Below are 17,217 nucleotides of genomic sequence, written 5' to 3'. Positions count from 1 at the left end.
CTCAGGCTCCTTTCTGCGCTGCTTTTAACCCACGGCTCAGGTCTTCAATCAGGTCGTCGACATTTTCTAGGCCAACCGATAAACGCATGGTGCCTTCCGTAATGCCTGATGCACTGAGCTGTTGAGCCGGAACGCGGAAGTGGGTCGTAGAAGCTGGATGGATGACGAGCGACTTGGCGTCGCCGACATTGGCGAGATGCGAAAAGAGATTGAGTGATTCGACAAAGCGTTGACCTGCAGCGCGATCACCTTTGATGTTGAATGAAAACACGGCACCGCAGCCTTTTGGTAACAGCGTTTTTGCCAGTTCATAGTCTGGATGCGTTGGTAGCTCTGGATAGGAGACTGAGGCGACCGCAGGATGTGATACTAAAAATTCGACGACTTTTCGGGTGTTGGCAACGTGTCTGTCCATGCGTAACCCTAAGGTTTCGATTCCCTGCAATATCGCAAACGCATTGTGTGGACTCATGCATGCGCCGAAGTCACGCAAGCCCTCGCGACGGGCACGCAATGAGAAAGCAGCAACAGTGGATTCTTCACTAAACACCATGCCATGGAAGCCCTCATAGGGTTCGCAGAGCTCACTGAATCGACCGGTTTTATCATAGGCTTCCTGCCAGTCAAAGGTGCCGCCGTCCACCAGCAGGCCGCCAATTGCCGTACCGTGGCCGCACAAGAATTTGGTTGCTGAATGAAAGACCAGATCAGCACCAAGATCAAATGGTCGGAGTAAATACGGGGTAGTAAACGTTGAATCAACCAGCAATGGCAAAAAATTTTCATGTGCGATCGCAGCGATTTCAGGAATGTTCAATACGTCCAGCCCAGGGTTGCCAAGCGTTTCAGCAAACAACGCCTTTGTATTTGGTCTTATTGCACTGCGCCATGCGCCCATGTCACGTGGATCAATAAACGTCGTTTCGATACCGAAACGTTTCATGGTGTAAGCGAGTAAATTTTGTGAGCCGCCATAGAGTGCGCGAGAAGCAACAATATGCGATCCCGCGCCGGCAATCGTTGCCAGGCCCAGATGTAATGCTGCTTGTCCGCTGGCAACAGCAATTCCTGCAACGCCACCTTCTAATGCTGCAATGCGCTCTTCAAGAACAGCATTGGTCGGATTGGAAATTCTGGAATAAACATGACCCGCACGCTCCATATTAAACAAGGATGCTGCGTGGTCAGAGTCTTTGAAAACGTAGGATGATGTAAGGTAAATCGGGGTTGCTCTCGCGCCCGTAGCGGGATCGGGTGCTGCACCTGCGTGCAACGACAGCGTATCAAAGCCAGGGTAATGTGGGCCGCTCATAAACTGGTATCTCCGTATTGTAATGATGCAATGCTACCATTAACGTCACAAAATGAAATTGTGTTTTCGGCAGGAAAAAGTGTGAACATGCTGGATTTTTTGCATCGCTTACGATACATTGGAATACAGTTTTGTAAAATACAGATAACAGGAGGGGCATGCCATGAAAGTTTCAGAAATACTCCAGGTGAAGGGTAATATCCTTTTTACTATTACACCCGACACGCCGATTATTGATGCTGTCAGCGTGATGGAAGAAAAAGATATCGGTTCGCTGGTGGTCATGGAATATGGTGACTTGGCAGGGATCTTAACTTTCCGCGAAGTGATCCGCGCGATTCATTCCAACAATGGTTCACTGGGTAACGGTACTGTACGCAAGTACATGGATGATCATCCGATCACCGTCACACCAGAAACAGAAGTCAACGAAGTACGTCGCATGATGCTGGAAAAACATTCCCGCTATCTGCCAGTGATGGATGCGAAGACGTTGCTGGGTGTTATTTCATTTTATGACGTTGCTAAAGCAGTGTTGGAAGCGCAGAGTTTTGAAAACAAAATGCTCAAAGCGTATATCCGCGATTGGCCTGCAGAACAGAATGAAGAATAAGCAAACAATGTTGACTTAATTTAAGATGACGCCCGCACAAAAAATATTGCGGGCGTTTTTATTTTTTAAAAAGGAACAAACATGCATATCGCCGTCGTAGGGGCAGGTTTATCAGGATTGACTGTAGTGCGCCAATTACAATCTCAGGGCCATCATGTGACGGTCTATGAGAAGAGTGCAGGGGTCAGTGGTCGTATGAGTACCCGCCAGACGGAACTGGGTGGATTTGATCATGGAGCGCAGTATTTTACTGCTAGTTCCGACCGATTTAAGAAGGAAATTAACGATTGGAAAAAGTTGGGTTGGGTCGCGCCGTGGGAAGAAAAACTGGTCAGTCTTGATCATGGTCAAAGTAAGCCTGCAGGAAAGAGTGCGACGCGGTACGTAGCAACACCAGGAATGAACGCGCTAGGTAAACAACTTGCACATGGACTGGATGTTAGAAAAGAGCAGCAAATCGTGGGGCTGGAAGCGCATGGAAACCAGTGGTTGCTGAAAGTGCAGGCCGATACGGTGGCCATCGCTGCATCAGCCGGTCCATTTGACGCTGTATTGCTGGCAATTCCGGCAGATCAGGCTGCGCCTTTGTTGGGCGAGTTTCCTGCCTTCGCAGTTGAGGCGACAAAATCGATCATGCTGCCATGCTGGACATTGATGCTCGGGTTTCAGACTTCGCTCGAATTGCCTTATGGTGGCGCATGGGTCAATCAGTCGCGCTTATCATGGATCGCTAGAGATAATTCTAAGCCTTTGCGCAGATCAGGCGAGCGTTGGATTGCGCAAGCAAGCCCAGCGTGGAGTATTGAGCATCTGGAAGAAGATCCCGAACGCGCAAAAGAAAAGCTGCTAAAGGCATTTCATGAGGCGACGGGATCCTGGATACAACCAATCCATGCGGTTGTGCATCGTTGGCGTTTTGCGCAATCTGAGCATCCGCTTCCATTTGATTTTCTGTGGGACGTCAATCGCAAAGTCGGTGTCTGCGGGGATTGGTTTGCTGCTGGTCTTGAAGGTGGTGGGCGAGTTGAAAACGCATTTCTCAGCGCTGTAGCCTTGGCAAAAACAATCGGCTAGTCATCATTGCAGGAGTTTGGCAAGTCCTCGTGCGGGCTTGCCAGCATCGTAAATCGTCCAGCTTTTGCGGATATGGTCTGGTACATGCCAGACGGCGGTAGTGCCCGCCCTGAATAGGGCGCTTTCGCCTGCATGTAGGGTGAATTGCTTGCCTTGGTAATCTAAGGTGACACTACCGTCGAGAATGTATACGGCTTCATCAAACTGGTAATGCCATTCAAATGTGGCGGCGTCACATTCGAAAATGCCAGAACTCGTCTGACCATCACCTGATTTGAAAAACTCGTCTGCTCTGAAGTTAGGTGTGCCTGATTTAATCCAGGCGGGATTAACGTTAAATGGTTTCAAATGCAGCTGGGTTGCCTCAGTGCTTGCTGCTGGCATGTGATAAGTATGAAGAGCGGCTTTATAGGAAAGAAATAAAATCACACTGGCAATTCCGCCGGCAATAGTCGCTTTTATCGTTGCTTTTTTTCTTGCGTTCATGAGTTGCGTAACAGAGCGTATATTAAAGTGACATAGTATATAAAAAATTACCGTTATGCCACACAATTTGCATTACCCTTGTCGCTCTCCAGTTTGCAGCCGCCACAAACTCGCGTATCCCGCGTTTAATGACAGTAACTCTTCATGCGTACCGCTTTCGATAACGTTGCCAGCTTCAAGCAAATAAATACAATCTGCCTGTCTTATTGTGGAAAGTCGATGGGCAATGACGATAGTGGTGCGGTTGCGGCTGACGATATCCAGACTGCGCTGAATAGCGGCTTCTGTTTCATTGTCGACGGCACTGGTGGCTTCGTCCAGAATCAGGATTGGCGGATTTTTAAGAATTGCCCGTGCGAGTGCCAGCCGCTGACGCTGTCCACCTGATAACTTCTGACCACGTTCGCCAATTCGCGTCGCGAAACCTAAAGGTAATTTCTGAATAAACTCCGTCGCCTCAGCAGCTTGGGCGGCAGCCGCAATAGCTTCGTCGCTGACATTGACCATCCCGTAGGCGATGTTGTCAGCAATGGTACCGTCGCTCAGGAAGCTATCTTGGGCAACATAGCCGATCACTCGACGTAAATCTTGCAGATTCAGGCTGTCAGTCGGGATGCCATCAAGCATGATCTGTCCATGTTGCGGACTGTAAAAACGGAGCAGCAATTTGACTAGCGTCGACTTGCCTGAGCCAGTTGAACCAACGAATGCAACAGTTTTACCGGCAGGGATTTGTAGGTTGATGGCATGTAATGTCGTTTGATTGCCGTACGAAAAACTTACGTCTTTAAAACTAATCGCTCCTTGCACCTCTGCTAGTGGCAGGTGTTTACCCTCATAGTTGATGTTGATTTTTGTATCGAGTAAATTCATTGCACGGTCAATTGCTGACATTGAGCGTTGATACATGTCTGCGACGTCAGCAAGGCCAGTCATTGGCCATAATAAGCGCTGAGTTAAATAGACCAAGACAGAATACGCCCCGATAGCTAACTCGCCATGCAAGGTCAGCCAGCCACCGTACACTAGTGTGGCAGTAAACCCTGCTAAAATTGCCATGCGGATCACAGGCGTGATCGCAGAACTGATGGCAATGGCTCGAGCATTCGCTTCTCGGTACTGATTGCTGGCCTCAGCAATATGATTTTTCTCGAAAGTCTCGGTAGCGAACGCTTTAATTGTTGCCAATCCAAGCAAATTGTTATTGAGTCGAGCACTGACATCGCCTGCTGCCTCACGTACCTCTGCGTAGCGGGGTGCGAGGCGATTCTGGAACCAGAATGCGCCAAACAAGATCGCCGGCACTGGTAGTAATGAAATGATGGCCAACGACGGTTGTAACGCGAAGAAAACTGCACTGACCATAACGGATGAGCAGATAACCTGGATAATCTGATTGGCTCCACCATTGAGGAACCGCTCCATTTGATTGATATCTTCGTTCAAGATGGACATTAGATTGCCTGTGCGTTGATTTTCAAAATACGCCATGTCTAATTTTTGTACATGATCGTACGTGTCGAGTCGTAAATCGTGTTGCAGGTTCTGCGCCAGTTTGCGCCACTTCAATTCTAACAAGTACTCAAACCAGGATTCGCCACCCCAGATCAACGTATTCACCGCACCCAGTACAATCAGTTGATGCCAGGTGTCCGTGATGCCAAAGCCCCCTAACACCCGTTTTGCGAGAAAGCTTTTGTCACCATTGACGACGATATCTACCGCAACACCAATCAATACTTCCGGCAAGATATCGAAGAATTTATTGAGTATCGAATAAAGTGCCGCTAAGCGAAAATCGGAGCGGTATTGTTGTGCGTAATGCAGGAGCTTTTTTAGCGGATGCGTTGTGGTCATAGTAGTCGGAGGAGATCGTCTGGAGTCATTGTGGTTCAATCAAGTGGTGAGGATTCTACCTTAGCGGACCTTTGTACGCAGATGGTGCGATTTGCCATCCATAAAGCGATTAATGCAGCAGGGATAAAAAAACACCCGAGGATCAAAATAGATGCCACGGGTGTTTTTAGTTCTGCTTTTGATGATCATTAAAGTGTTATTTTAACGCTGATCATACTTGCAGTTAATCTGCTCTTTGCAATTAGTCTTCGCGACGTAAATGCGGGAACAGAATGACGTCACGGATGTTTGGTGAGTCGGTGATTAACATCATCAGACGGTCAATGCCGATACCGCAGCCACCGGTTGGAGGTAGGCCATATTCGAGTGCGCGGATGTAGTCTGCATCGTAGAACATCGCTTCATCATCGCCTGCTTCTTTGGCGGCAACTTGTGCTTGGAAGCGTGCTGCCTGATCTTCGGCATCGTTTAACTCGGAGAAGCCGTTAGCGATTTCGCGACCAGTCATGAACAATTCAAAGCGTTCTGTAATGCCAGGAACGGTGTCTGATGCACGTGCCAACGGTGACACTTCGACAGGATAGTCGATGATGTAGGTTGGATTCCACAGCTGCGCTTCTGCTGTTTCTTCAAACAAGGCCAATTGCAATGCGCCGAGACCTGCTGTTGCAAATGGTTTGACGCCGAATTTCAATAATTCTGCTTTGATGAACTCAGCATCGTGCAATTGTTCATTGGTATATTGCGGCGCATATTTATTGATCGCGCCAACAATTGTCAGACGTTCAAACGGTTTGGACAAATCCAGCTCTTTACCTTGATACGTTAATACAGCTGTGCCATGCGCATCTTCAGCTGCTTTACGGATAACTTGTTCAGTAAAGTCCATCAGCCATTTGTAATCGACGTAGGCTGCATAGAATTCCATCATCGTGAATTCTGGATTGTGGCGTGGTGATACCCCTTCATTGCGGAAGTTGCGGTTAACTTCAAACACACGGTTAAAACCACCAACAACCAGACGCTTGAGGTATAGTTCAGGCGCGATACGCAGGTACATTTCCATGTCCAGTGCGTTGTGATGGGTAATGAAAGGCTTTGCCGCTGCACCGCCTGGGATGACGTGCAACATCGGCGTTTCCACTTCCATAAATTCATGGGTTGCCATGAAATTACGGATGGAGGTCATTGCCGCAGTACGTGCTTTAAATGTGCGACGTGTCTCTTCGCTCATGATCAGGTCGACGTAACGCTGACGGTATTTGGTTTCTTGATTTGCTAAGCCATGGAACTTGTCTGGCAGTGGGCGCAAGGATTTGGTCAGCAAACGTAATGTCGTGACTTTGATGGTCAGTTCATCGGTTTTTGTTTTGAACAAAACACCTTCAATGCCGAGGATGTCGCCCAAGTCGTAGTGACGGAACGCTTCCATTTCCGCTTCGCCAGTTTTGTCTGTTGTGACGTACAGCTGGATACGGCCATCTGCGCGGATGCCGGACGCATCTTGTAAGGTGGCGAATGCTGCTTTTTTACCGGCTTCACGCTTCAACATCATGCGGCCGCCAATACTCACTTCGACATGTAGTTCTTCGAGTTCTTCACGGCCAATATCACCATACTGCGCTTGCAAATCAGCAGCTTTGTGGGTTGGACGGAAATCGTTTGGAAAAGCGATGCCTTTGGCGCGAATCGCATCAAGCTTCGCGCGGCGCTCTGCGATGATGGAGTTTTCATCAACCGGCAATTCGCTGGCGGCGTTTTGGTTATTAGTTTCTGACATAAGATTTCTCTCAGTGTTGCGGGCGGTGTGCCCGTTTGTTGTTGGTTCTGATCAACGTCTGCGTAGCAAAATTCGAACAAAATGGATTAACCGCGTTCGTCAAATGTTGATGAATAGCTTAATGTGTGCATCACTGATGTTTCTCATCAATGATGCACTAAGTTATTTAGACACCTTGCTTTAGTGATGCTGCAATAAACTCGTCGATGTCGCCATCCAATACGGCTTTGGTGTTGCCTGTTTCGAAGCCGGTGCGCAAATCTTTAATGCGTGATTGGTCAAGTACATACGAGCGAATCTGATGGCCCCAGCCCACGTCCGTCTTGGAATCTTCCAGATTTTGTTTTTCGCTCATGCGCTTACGCAATTCGAGCTCGAATAACTTCGCTTTCAACATCTCCCATGCCTCAGCGCGGTTACGATGTTGACTGCGGTCATTCTGACACTGCACAACGATGCCGGAAGGGCCATGAGTCAAGCGCACGGCTGAATCGGTTTTGTTAATATGTTGACCGCCCGCACCAGATGCACGGTAGGTATCGGTACGCACATCCGCAGGGTTGATGTCGATTTCAAATGACTCATCGACTTCTGGGTAGACAAACAGACTCGAGAACGAGGTGTGGCGACCATTGTTGGAATCGAACGGAGATTTGCGAACGAGACGATGCACGCCAGTCTCAGTACGCAAAAAGCCATAGGCGTATTCGCCTTCTACTTTCAGGGTTGCTGTTTTAATGCCCGCAACATCGCCATCGGACTGTTCAAGAATATCGACTTTGAAGCCTTTACGCTCGCAATAGCGCAAATACTGACGCAATAACATCGACGCCCAATCTTGTGCCTCGGTACCGCCCGCACCAGCTTGAATGTCGATAAAACAATTATTCGGATCCATGGGATTGTTAAACATCCGACGGAATTCCATCCCTTCTACTAAGCCTTGCAATCCTTGAGCATCGATCTCAATCGCTTCCAAGGTGTCGTCATCAGACTCTTCTCGAGCCATCTCAAATAGGTCATTCGCGTCACGTAATCCGGAATTTGCTTTATTGAGTGTGTCGACAATGGCTTCAAGGGATTTTTTCTCTTTGCCTAAATCCTGGGCGCGTTTAGGGTCGTCCCAAACTTTAGGATCTTCTAATTCGGCATTGACTTGTTCGAGCTTCTCTGACTTGATATCGAAGTCAAAGATACCTCCGAAGTTCGGCTTCGCGGACCGTCAGGTCGGCAAGCAGGGAGGACAGGCTATTGAGGCGTTCGGCTTCCATAATGTCGCTTTTCTAATGCAATAAAACCTTGCATTATAACCGCAGCCGCACCTTAGTAGTGATTCGGCTGCCGTTTGTTTTGTCAATATGTGCCATCAATTCACTTAAATAACCGTCATCTTTTCCTTTACCAGACTGATTTTGTAATTGTTGGGTGAACGTCGCGATGACTTTCTAGCCATTTTGCCAAATGATTTTTAAAGCAGTCAGGGCAAACATGATATTGCGTAATTTTGACTGAACCGCCACTCGGCAATGATTCTTCTTCTTCGAGAGAAATCGTCGTGTTGACTTTCTCGTGTTCCTTGTCGCTCCAGTTTTCATCCCAAAGGGACTCAGCACCGCAGACGTCGCAAGTGAGTTTATCGAAGATTTCTTCGGTATGCTCGAGTATTAAAACGGTTTTCATGTGTTTCATAGTGCCTCCAGAGGGTAACTACGTAAAAATGCCATTCACCGCCTAGCTGATTTTACATCAGTAAAACTCCCTGAGTAATGCACGATAAAAAAAAGCTGCGCAGATTGCGCAGCTTTTAATGTAGTTTAACTATCGCACTTAAAGGCATGCTTAAAGATTAACGTCTACCAGATTTTGCCGTGGTAGTTTTTGGCTTGGCGGACTTGTATGCCAGTCCCGTACGAGCAGGGGTGGCCGCTGTTTTAGCTGTTGCAGAGGGGTTGCTGTGCGCAGCCGGTTTTTTACCATAAGTATTGATCTTTGGTGCCGCTACACGTTTACCATTGGCAACGCCGCTCTCATCAATAGTGATGGGGATTAATGGTTGTCGTGCAGGGATCAAGTGACGAGGTCCGCTGCCGATTAAATCCCTTCGGCCCATCCGTATCAATGCTTCGTGAATGATTTCCCAGTTTTCAGGCGCATGGTAACGCAACAATGCTTTATGTAATTTGCGAATTTTGCCAGAGCGTGCCGTTTCGACGACTTCGGAATCCGCTGTGACTTTCTTGAGCGGATTCTTGCGTGTGTGGTACATGGTGGTCGCTAATGCCATTGGTGTTGGCATAAACGTTTGCACCTGATCCAATTTGAAATCGTTTTTCTTGAGCCAGATCGCGAGATTGACCATGTCTTCATCGGTCGAGCCAGGGTGGGCTGCGATAAAGTAAGGAATCAGATATTGTTCCTTATTGGCTTCTTTTGAGTATTTTTCAAACATTTGTTTGAATTCATCGTAGCTGCCGATGCCTGGCTTCATCATTTTTGACAGGGTGTCTGTCTCGGTATGCTCTGGGGCGATTTTTAGCAAACCACCGACGTGATGTGTTACCAGTTCTTTGACATATTCTGGTGATCTGACAGCGAGGTCGTAACGTAAGCCTGAACTGATCAGGATTTTTTTTACACCAGGAATGGCCCGTGCTTTGCGATAAATAGAAATTAACTTGCTGTGATCGGTCCCCAGATTGGAACAAATTGATGGGTATACGCAAGATAAACGACGACATGATTCTTCGATGCTCTTGTCTTTGCAGGCCAGGCGATACATATTCGCGGTTGGGCCTCCGAGATCGGAAATCGTGCCGGTAAAGCCTTTGACTTTGTCGCGAATTTCTTCGATTTCACGCAGGATAGAAGGCTCAGAGCGGCTTTGAATAATCCGACCCTCGTGCTCTGTAATCGAGCAGAACGTACAACCACCAAAGCAGCCACGCATAATATTGATAGAAAAGCGGATCATCTCCCAAGCCGGGATGCGGGCTTTGCCGTAGGACGGGTGTGGCGCGCGCGCATAGGCACGATCATACACCCCATCCATTTCGTCCATCGCTAGCGGCAGTGGTGGTGGATTGAGCCAGACATCACGGTCGCCGTGACCTTGCACCAGGGCTTTGGCGTTTCCTGGATTGGCTTCTAGGTGAAATACGCGCGACGCGTGGGCGTACATCACAGGGTCATCTTTGACTTCATCAAAAGACGGCAAGCGGATGGCGGATTTGTGTTGCTTATTTTTTAGCATGAGTTGACGCTCTTCGCGGCTCATGATGCGAATTGCCTGTTGCTGAACAACATCGGCAGCGGGTGCCTCAGGCGTCGCGTTTTTGGACTCCTCACCGGTTGCGCATTTCGCATCTTTTTCTGGCGTCATTGCGTACGGGTCGGTATGTGCTTCTAGTTTGCCCGGGGTATCGATCTTGACTGAATTAATGACCGTCCATTCTTCATCAGGCAACCAACCTTGTGGTGCCATAAAAGCAGTACCGCGCAGATTGCGGATGTCTTTGATGTGTTCTCCCTGCGCAAGTCGATGCGTGAGGTCGATCAGTGCGCGCTCTGCATTGCCGAATAGCAGAATGTCCGCTTTTGAATCTGGTAAAACAGAGCGGCGTACCTTATCGGACCAATAGTCATAATGTGCAATACGACGCAGACTCGCTTCAATGCTGCCAATAACGACATTCGCATCAGGAAATGCTTCACGTGCACGTTGGGCGTATACCACGAGCGCTCGGTCAGGTCGCTTTGTGCGATCACCATCTGGCGTATAGGCATCCTCTGAACGGATTTTGCGGTCAGCGGTATATCGATTCACCATCGAGTCCATATTGCCGGCAGTGACGCCAAAGTAGAGATTGGGTTTTCCGAGAACTCGGAACGCATCTGCTGAGTGCCAGTCTGGTTGGCTGATGATGCCGACTCTGAAGCCGTGGTGTTCAAGCAAGCGACCGATCAATGCCATTCCGAAGCTTGGATGATCGATATAGGCGTCGCCGGTAACTAAAATAACGTCGCAGCTATCCCATCCAAGTTTGTCCATTTCGGCACGAGACATTGGAAGAAAAGGCGCAGTGTGGTTGCCGCCGACATCCGTACGGAAGCGAGGGAACGAAAAAAGATTTTTTGGCAAAGGATTCATAGACAGGATTTTACCGGAAAGCCGCGCATCTTGCTTGTTGGGATATGAATTTATGCTGAATAATCAAAAGCTTGCGTGAAAACCATATCTTAACGCCAATGAAAAAAACCAACTTTTTTGCTTTAGAGAGAAATTTCTTCTGTTTTAATGCCAATATCGTTACGCATGAGTGCATCGACTTCATTGTTTTTGTGTCGTGGAATCCATTTTAGGGTTAAGCCAGGAAGCTGAGAAATCAATACCAGCGCATCGTTCCTATACTGACTTAGCTTTTGAGAAGCCTTGTTTTTTGGTCCAAGTACATCGTTGATGACAACTTGGCTGTCACCGCGCAATAAAATACGGACGCGGTCAGGATGTTCAGTTTTTTGCGCAATCAATTTAAGTGCTGATATGAGTGCCTGATATTCAGCATCGCTACTATCGCCATAGCCTATGTACTCTGTATGGGTGTAAATGGCACCATCCTTACCCTTTAAAATACATGCCAGATGACATCTGCCAGGATTGGGTTTCGCGGAGCCATCAAACCACGCGAACCAATCGGTGTCTGAAAAGGAGTCCTCTTGTTTGTGGTGTGAGGGCATGTTTATCCTATTTTTCTTTTAAAATTAGTAATAAAATATCAATTTCTAATGTGACTTGGATTCTACCTGTTGCAGATCATATTTTGTTTAGACTAAAGTTGTATGATATTTAATAGTTGACCTGATCTGCTTCATCTTTCATCTCGTGTTTCGTGTTGGGTGTTTTTAGGATGGGTGAAGGCGTTGGCTTTTGAATGGTTGGTTTTTAACGTGAAAAGAGTTCTATGTTTGACATAATCAAAGAAAAAATCCGGCAATATCAAGCGAATATTTACCTTAATGCTATTCGGCTTTCCTACCAACAAGCAAGATTGGAAAAGAAAAAACTTTCCATTGAGTTTGGGGAAATTTCGTATTTGACCAGCAAAGGCGCGACGTCGTCACAGCTATCGGGCCCAGTGATTCTTCTTTTACATGGATTTGGCTCTGAAAAAGATACGTGGATCCAGTTTGCCGGACTGCTGGACTTACCATATCCGGTGATCATTCCAGATTTGCCAGGGCATGGCGAGAGTTCCTGGGACGCAGATCAAGATTACTCGATTCATAGCCAGGCGCACCGTGTGTACCAAATGCTAACCACCTTGGGGATTAAATCAGGTCATGTCGTCGGGCACTCTATGGGAGGTGCAATCGCCTTAAGGCTCGCGCATCTGTATCCAGAAATGGTTCGGTCACTTGTTCTGATCAGTGCAGCCGGGGCGGAAATTCAACCAGGTAGGGTTGAAGCAGTTGTTGATTCTCGTGAGTTAAATCCTTTGATCGATGTGCAAAACCGAGATGATTTCCAGCGCTTGTTGGATATATGCATGAGTAAGCCGCCTTACATGCCACGGATGGTGTTTAACTTGCTCGCTGATAAAAAGATTGCTCGGTTTGAGATTGATAAAAAAATCTTTGGTGACATGATGGCCGATCTTGATCAAAGTGCTTATTTGGGGCAGTTGGTATTGCCAGTGCTGATTCTTTGGGGAGACGGTGACCAAGTGCTAAGTGTCGCTGACGCTGATTATTTGCATGAAAAGCTCCGTGGTAGTGAGCGGGTCATTCTAAATGGGATTGGTCACGTGCCTATGCTTGAGGATCCGAAGCAAAGTAGCCGACATGTAGGGCAATTTTTACATCTGATCCAGTAATAAATTCTAAGCACTATCTGCGTATGTTGACGTTTTTTGTGTGATTGTCGTCAAGATTGCTTGAAATTTGTACGTCTATGTAAAAAGTAGACAGAATGATATTTCATTTGTATGGTAACAAGACCAAAATAAAGCGTTCAATTACTATTGTCCTTACTAATCAGGAGTTAGCCATGTCAATTACTTCACTCGGTGCTGGTAGTTATCAGACCGTAGGTTCGTTGGGAGCGTCTACAACCAATGTAATTGCTACGCCGGTTGCAACGCCTGATGTGAGTGCGGCAGCGGTAAGTAGTACCTCATCTTCAATGTCAACTGGCTTAACATCATCGAATACCAGTGCGTTGAACACAGCAATAACGCAAGCGTTGTCACAAATCAATCCTAACCTAGATTTAACCAAATTATTGTCCGCAAGCGGACAACAATCTTCATCCAATTTTGCGAGTAGTTTGTTGAGTTCGTTGACAGGACTTAATGCGAGCGGTGCGACAACTTCAAACTTATTTTCGATGCTTAATGACTCATCTGGAGGGGCCACCAGTACTGCCTCATCCGGCAATAACATTAATCAATTACTTGCAACGGCATTAGGGAAGTCATCATCAAGTTCAGCAGCGCCAGCACCAGTGCAGTTGAATAAGTCCAGTGCGACGTTTAACCTCCAATCGAGCATTCAGCAATTAATTACCACCTTAGGTAGTAACGCGAATTCATTAAGTAGTATGTTTGGTGACTCGTCGGGTTCTGTTGACTCATCGACGTCCGCATTGCAATCGTCGTTTAATAGCCTTGTGACTAGCAGTGGTGGCAATCCAACGCAGGCTAATTTGCAATCTTTTTTGAAACTCGTTGCTGCCAATGTTGCGGGTAGTACTTCCATCGGCAGTCTTTTCAGTACGAATGCCTGATCGCTGAGCTATTTCAATGGCGTACCATTAGCTTGCCCCATCATTCAATACGAGACCTGTAGATCGATGATTTACAGGTCTTTTTCTTTGGCGGCAATGGATAGAACATGTTGTTGGTAGGTGGTGATAGTGATGCGGCTAAATATAATTAATTTTACCGATGACGTACGGTTTTATTTAGATCACAATGCATGAACGAAATAACAATGACAGGAGCACAATAAAATGAATCCGTGGGTAATATGGGCGGTGATGGCAGGTGTAGTCGTGATTCTGGAGTTATTTACCGGCACGTTTTATTTGTTGATGATTTCTGTTGGCATGATTGCTGGTGTTGTCGTTGCGGCTGTTGGTTTAAGTATCTCAGCGCAATTGCTTGTCGCAGCCATTGTCGGAAGTCTTGCGACGATATGGCTACATCGCAGTAAATATGGCTGGAAAGCCAATGCAAATGCGGCGCGAGATCCTAACGTGAATATGGATATCGGACAGACGATTGAGGTTGGAGAATGGCATGCGCATGGAAGTGGTAGGCCGTCGGCTCGTGTTGCCTATCGAGGAGCTATGTGGGATGTTGAGTTACATCACGGCGCTGGAGAGCCAGGGCGTTTTGTGATTTTGGAAGTGCAGGGAAGTAAATTTATCGTTAGACCTGCAACGATTTGAAAGAAATGATGTAGATAAGTTGATGTTGCGTGTGATTCTTAATTTTTTTAAGGTGGGAATATGGAAAGTATAGGAAGCGTTGCGTTAGTGTTGTTTGTGATGGCAGTCGTGTTCGTTTTTAAGACAATTAATGTCGTGCCACAGCAGCACGCTTGGGTGGTTGAGCGTTTGGGTAAATATCATAGTACTTTGGGTCCAGGGCTCAATATCGTTGTGCCATTTATCGATCGGATTGCTTACAAACATGTGCTCAAAGAGATTCCGCTCGATGTGCCGCCACAAGTGTGTATCACGCGGGACAATACGCAATTGCAGGTGGATGGTATTTTATATTTCCAGATTACGGATGCAATGCGTGCATCGTACGGCTCTTCTAATTACATTGCTGCTATCACCCAATTGGCGCAGACAACTTTACGCTCTGTGATTGGTAAGATGGAGCTTGATAAGACATTTGAAGAGCGCGATCATATTAATACGACGATTGTCAGCGCAATTGACGAGTCAGCCGCGAATTGGGGGGTGAAGGTCTTACGTTATGAAATTAAAGATCTGACGCCGCCAAAAGAAATTCTGCATGCAATGCAGGCGCAAATTACTGCTGAACGTGAAAAGCGTGCGCTGATCGCTGCGTCAGAGGGGCGTAAGCAGGAACAGATTAATATTGCAACGGGCGAACGTGAGGCCTCGATTGCAAAGTCAGAAGGTGAAAAACAGGCCTCCATTAATCGGGCTCAAGGTCAGGCAGCAGCAATTTTGTCGATTGCAGAGGCAAGTGCTGAGGCTATTCGTAAAACGGCTGCGGCAATTCAATCTCCTGGCGGTGAAGATGCAGTGAATTTAAAAGTTGCTGAGCAATATGTTGCTGCATTTGCAAATCTCGCTAAAACGAATAATTCGATCATCGTACCGGCTAACCTTGGCGATATGAGTGGTTTGATCGCAACCGCGATGCAAGTCGCTAAGTCGCAAAAAGGCAGTGTCAGTGAGGCGCCGAAACGCATTAGTTAAATAATGTGCCTTCGGTGGTAATAAAAAAGAGCGACGCCAGAAATAACCAGGCGTCGCTCTTTTTTTGGCATCACTGATACGGACGTCGTTCAGAGAGGTGGATGGTTATCTTCCACCGATTTTTGTTTCGCCAAAGAGTGCTTTCTGATCACGTGGCTGAGAGCGCCAGTACTGCTTTGGTGCATCAACAGACGCGCCTAATTTTGCTGCTGCATGCCACGGCCAGTGCGGATCGTAAAGAATGCCACGTGCAATGCCGATCATGTCGGCTTGTCCGCTTGCGACGATCTCTTCTGCTTGCTCTGCTTCGGTAATTAAGCCGACCGCGATAATTGGCATTGATGTTGATTTTTTGATGTGTTCAGCAAATGCAACCTGGTAACCTGCTACTAACGGTATTTGTTGCAAAGGCGAAACGCCACCGCTGGAGACGTGCAGGAAAGAACATCCGCGCCGCTCCAATTCCTTGGCAAAGGTTGTGCTTTGTTCGACGTCCCAGCCGCCGCTCACCCAGTCGCTAGCGGAAATACGGACACCCAATGTGTACTCTTGCGGAAGGGCTGCCTTAACGGCGTCAAACACTTCTAATGGAAATCGCATCCGATTTTCAAGGCTGCCGCCATAACTGTCTTCGCGGTGATTCGAGAGTGGGGATAGGAATTCGTGCAGTAGATAGCCATGCGCTGCATGCAGTTCAATGGCGTCAATCCCCAGACGGTGAGCGCGAAGTGCGGCATCGACAAATGCTTGCTTGATCCGGTCAAGTCCTGCGGCATCTAGCGCAACTGGTGGCGCTTCATGGGCGCCATGCGCAATCGCCGATGGCGCAACAGTTTGCCATCCGCCATTTTCTGGTGAAATTAACTGACCACCATCCCACGGCGCCTGACTGGATGCTTTGCGACCAGCGTGAGCTAGCTGAATGGCGATCGGCATCGTTGCGTATTGGCGTATGGAAGACAGGACTTTCGCAAATGCAGCTTCCGTTTCATCTGACCATAAGCCGAGATCGGCGGGTGAAATTCTACCGATAGGTTCAACGGCAGTTGCTTCAATGATCAATAAGCCTGCGCCAGAGAGGGCTAGGCCGCCAAGATGGATTAGGTGCCAGTCAGTTGGTTTGCCATCCACCGCTGAATATTGGCACATCGGCGCAATGACAATCCGGTTTTTTAAGTTCAGTTTTCCCAATGAAATTGGGGAGAAGAGTGCACTCATCGTTGATTTTCCTGTTATGTTGAAATCTGCGCGTGAGAGGGGCGAGATAGCTAACCATCATAAGGTAAATTGATTCGTCGTGCAGAGCAGCGATGTTATACGTTACGCTGACGGAAGTTCGTGACTGGGAAAATGGAATTGGTACGGCACTATAAACGTGGTGTCGTCTTTCTAGCGCAAGGTAATAAAATAATCATGCCCAGCATTATTTTTCGTTTTAGGCCTTGGGCGATATGTTGTTGGTCTGACTTTAGGTATTTTCAGGTATTTTTAGTTGTTTGAAAATTTTTTAGAAAGGCGAATTCTAGGATGAAGTGCAATTTATGAACGGTACCGGTTAATGAGGGCAAGATGCGATAGCATTTGTGCCTTTTTGACCGGCCAGTCGAAATTGCATAATGAACTACACACATCTCACC

At 47.4% G+C, this 17,217-nt stretch carries 15 protein-coding genes; 6 read left to right on the top strand and 9 right to left on the bottom strand.

Annotation, left to right across the window (positions count from 1 at the left end; all coding sequences use genetic code 11):
- Position 1: 1 nt before the first annotated feature.
- A complete protein-coding gene (locus ACO0KV_RS15240) occupies positions 2 to 1,312 on the bottom strand; it encodes an O-acetylhomoserine aminocarboxypropyltransferase (RefSeq protein WP_423043532.1) in 1,311 nt (436 codons plus the stop codon).
- Positions 1,313 to 1,475: 163 nt separating this feature from the next.
- Between ACO0KV_RS15240 and ACO0KV_RS15235 the strand changes: the two genes are divergently transcribed.
- On the top strand, positions 1,476 to 1,925 hold the full coding sequence (locus tag ACO0KV_RS15235; RefSeq protein ID WP_423043530.1) for a CBS domain-containing protein: 450 nt from the start codon (positions 1,476 to 1,478) through the stop codon (positions 1,923 to 1,925).
- 81 nt (positions 1,926 to 2,006) lie between these two features.
- Positions 2,007 to 2,999, top strand: coding sequence for an NAD(P)/FAD-dependent oxidoreductase (locus tag ACO0KV_RS15230; RefSeq protein WP_423043528.1), 993 nt, complete (start codon positions 2,007 to 2,009; stop codon positions 2,997 to 2,999).
- A 3-nt stretch (positions 3,000 to 3,002) separates the two neighbouring features.
- Here the strand turns inward: ACO0KV_RS15230 and ACO0KV_RS15225 are convergent, their stop codons facing one another.
- The 7 genes from ACO0KV_RS15225 to ACO0KV_RS15195 form a co-directional block, all read right to left on the bottom strand.
- On the bottom strand, positions 3,003 to 3,485 hold the full coding sequence (locus tag ACO0KV_RS15225; protein WP_423043526.1) for a cupin domain-containing protein: 483 nt from the start codon (positions 3,483 to 3,485) through the stop codon (positions 3,003 to 3,005).
- Between the two features lie 72 nt (positions 3,486 to 3,557).
- Positions 3,558 to 5,342 (bottom strand): ABC transporter ATP-binding protein, encoded by a 1,785-nt coding sequence (locus ACO0KV_RS15220; RefSeq protein ID WP_423043524.1) that lies wholly within the window; start codon positions 5,340 to 5,342, stop codon positions 3,558 to 3,560.
- Between the two features lie 241 nt (positions 5,343 to 5,583).
- A complete protein-coding gene (lysS, locus tag ACO0KV_RS15215) occupies positions 5,584 to 7,122 on the bottom strand; it encodes a lysine--tRNA ligase (protein ID WP_423043522.1) in 1,539 nt (512 codons plus the stop codon).
- Between the two features lie 166 nt (positions 7,123 to 7,288).
- A protein-coding gene (prfB, locus tag ACO0KV_RS15210) for a peptide chain release factor 2 (protein WP_423043521.1) occupies positions 7,289 to 8,393 on the bottom strand; the annotation gives its coding sequence in 2 pieces (ribosomal slippage) (positions 7,289 to 8,311 and positions 8,313 to 8,393; 1,104 coding nt in all).
- Positions 8,394 to 8,520: 127 nt separating this feature from the next.
- Positions 8,521 to 8,811: a hypothetical protein gene (locus tag ACO0KV_RS15205; RefSeq protein WP_423043520.1), complete on the bottom strand. Its 291-nt coding sequence runs from the start codon at positions 8,809 to 8,811 to the stop codon at positions 8,521 to 8,523.
- Positions 8,812 to 8,968: 157 nt separating this feature from the next.
- Positions 8,969 to 11,185, bottom strand: coding sequence for a YgiQ family radical SAM protein (locus ACO0KV_RS15200; RefSeq protein WP_423043572.1), 2,217 nt, complete (start codon positions 11,183 to 11,185; stop codon positions 8,969 to 8,971).
- Between the two features lie 206 nt (positions 11,186 to 11,391).
- Positions 11,392 to 11,856, bottom strand: a complete 465-nt coding sequence (locus ACO0KV_RS15195) for a ribonuclease HI family protein (protein WP_423043518.1) — start codon at positions 11,854 to 11,856, stop codon at positions 11,392 to 11,394.
- Between the two features lie 224 nt (positions 11,857 to 12,080).
- Here ACO0KV_RS15195 and ACO0KV_RS15190 point away from each other — a divergent pair, with 224 nt between their 5' ends.
- The 4 genes from ACO0KV_RS15190 to ACO0KV_RS15175 all read left to right on the top strand — a co-directional run bounded on the left by ACO0KV_RS15190 (position 12,081) and on the right by ACO0KV_RS15175 (position 15,580).
- Complete coding sequence (locus ACO0KV_RS15190; RefSeq protein WP_423043516.1) at positions 12,081 to 12,992, top strand: alpha/beta fold hydrolase; 912 nt, start codon at positions 12,081 to 12,083, stop codon at positions 12,990 to 12,992.
- A 173-nt stretch (positions 12,993 to 13,165) separates the two neighbouring features.
- Positions 13,166 to 13,903, top strand: coding sequence for a hypothetical protein (locus ACO0KV_RS15185; RefSeq protein ID WP_423043514.1), 738 nt, complete (start codon positions 13,166 to 13,168; stop codon positions 13,901 to 13,903).
- A gap of 225 nt (positions 13,904 to 14,128) precedes the next feature.
- Entirely contained in the window at positions 14,129 to 14,569 is a 441-nt protein-coding gene (locus ACO0KV_RS15180; protein ID WP_423043512.1) for an NfeD family protein, read from the top strand.
- A 60-nt stretch (positions 14,570 to 14,629) separates the two neighbouring features.
- Complete coding sequence (locus tag ACO0KV_RS15175; RefSeq protein WP_423043510.1) at positions 14,630 to 15,580, top strand: SPFH domain-containing protein; 951 nt, start codon at positions 14,630 to 14,632, stop codon at positions 15,578 to 15,580.
- Between the two features lie 105 nt (positions 15,581 to 15,685).
- Here the strand turns inward: ACO0KV_RS15175 and ACO0KV_RS15170 are convergent, their stop codons facing one another.
- The gene (locus ACO0KV_RS15170) at positions 15,686 to 16,798 is read right to left on the bottom strand and encodes an NADH:flavin oxidoreductase/NADH oxidase (protein WP_423043508.1); all 1,113 of its coding nucleotides are present in this window, start codon (positions 16,796 to 16,798) and stop codon (positions 15,686 to 15,688) included.
- Between the last annotated feature and the right edge of the window lie 419 nt (positions 16,799 to 17,217).

The sequence above is a fragment of the Undibacterium sp. RuRC25W genome, from assembly GCF_049339825.1.
Lineage (GTDB): Bacteria > Pseudomonadota > Gammaproteobacteria > Burkholderiales > Burkholderiaceae_D > Undibacterium.
This window is presented reverse-complemented; position numbering and strand designations above follow the sequence as displayed.

Excerpts from the sequence above, each read along its gene's own strand:
- ACO0KV_RS15230 (WP_423043528.1), top strand. The coding sequence starts at position 2,007 with ATGCATATCGCCGTCGTAGGGGCAGGTTTATCAGGATTGACTGTAGTG.
- ACO0KV_RS15195 (WP_423043518.1), bottom strand. The coding sequence starts at position 11,856 with ATGCCCTCACACCACAAACAAGAGGACTCCTTTTCAGACACCGATTGG.
- ACO0KV_RS15180 (WP_423043512.1), top strand. The coding sequence starts at position 14,129 with ATGAATCCGTGGGTAATATGGGCGGTGATGGCAGGTGTAGTCGTGATT.
- ACO0KV_RS15200 (WP_423043572.1), bottom strand. The coding sequence starts at position 11,185 with ATGTCTCGTGCCGAAATGGACAAACTTGGATGGGATAGCTGCGACGTT.
- ACO0KV_RS15205 (WP_423043520.1), bottom strand. The coding sequence starts at position 8,811 with ATGAAACACATGAAAACCGTTTTAATACTCGAGCATACCGAAGAAATC.
- ACO0KV_RS15240 (WP_423043532.1), bottom strand. The coding sequence starts at position 1,312 with ATGAGCGGCCCACATTACCCTGGCTTTGATACGCTGTCGTTGCACGCA.
- ACO0KV_RS15235 (WP_423043530.1), top strand. The coding sequence starts at position 1,476 with ATGAAAGTTTCAGAAATACTCCAGGTGAAGGGTAATATCCTTTTTACT.
- ACO0KV_RS15190 (WP_423043516.1), top strand. The coding sequence starts at position 12,081 with ATGTTTGACATAATCAAAGAAAAAATCCGGCAATATCAAGCGAATATT.
- ACO0KV_RS15175 (WP_423043510.1), top strand. The coding sequence starts at position 14,630 with ATGGAAAGTATAGGAAGCGTTGCGTTAGTGTTGTTTGTGATGGCAGTC.
- ACO0KV_RS15170 (WP_423043508.1), bottom strand. The coding sequence starts at position 16,798 with ATGAGTGCACTCTTCTCCCCAATTTCATTGGGAAAACTGAACTTAAAA.
- ACO0KV_RS15185 (WP_423043514.1), top strand. The coding sequence starts at position 13,166 with ATGTCAATTACTTCACTCGGTGCTGGTAGTTATCAGACCGTAGGTTCG.
- ACO0KV_RS15220 (WP_423043524.1), bottom strand. The coding sequence starts at position 5,342 with ATGACCACAACGCATCCGCTAAAAAAGCTCCTGCATTACGCACAACAA.
- ACO0KV_RS15225 (WP_423043526.1), bottom strand. The coding sequence starts at position 3,485 with ATGAACGCAAGAAAAAAAGCAACGATAAAAGCGACTATTGCCGGCGGA.
- lysS (WP_423043522.1), bottom strand. The coding sequence starts at position 7,122 with ATGTCAGAAACTAATAACCAAAACGCCGCCAGCGAATTGCCGGTTGAT.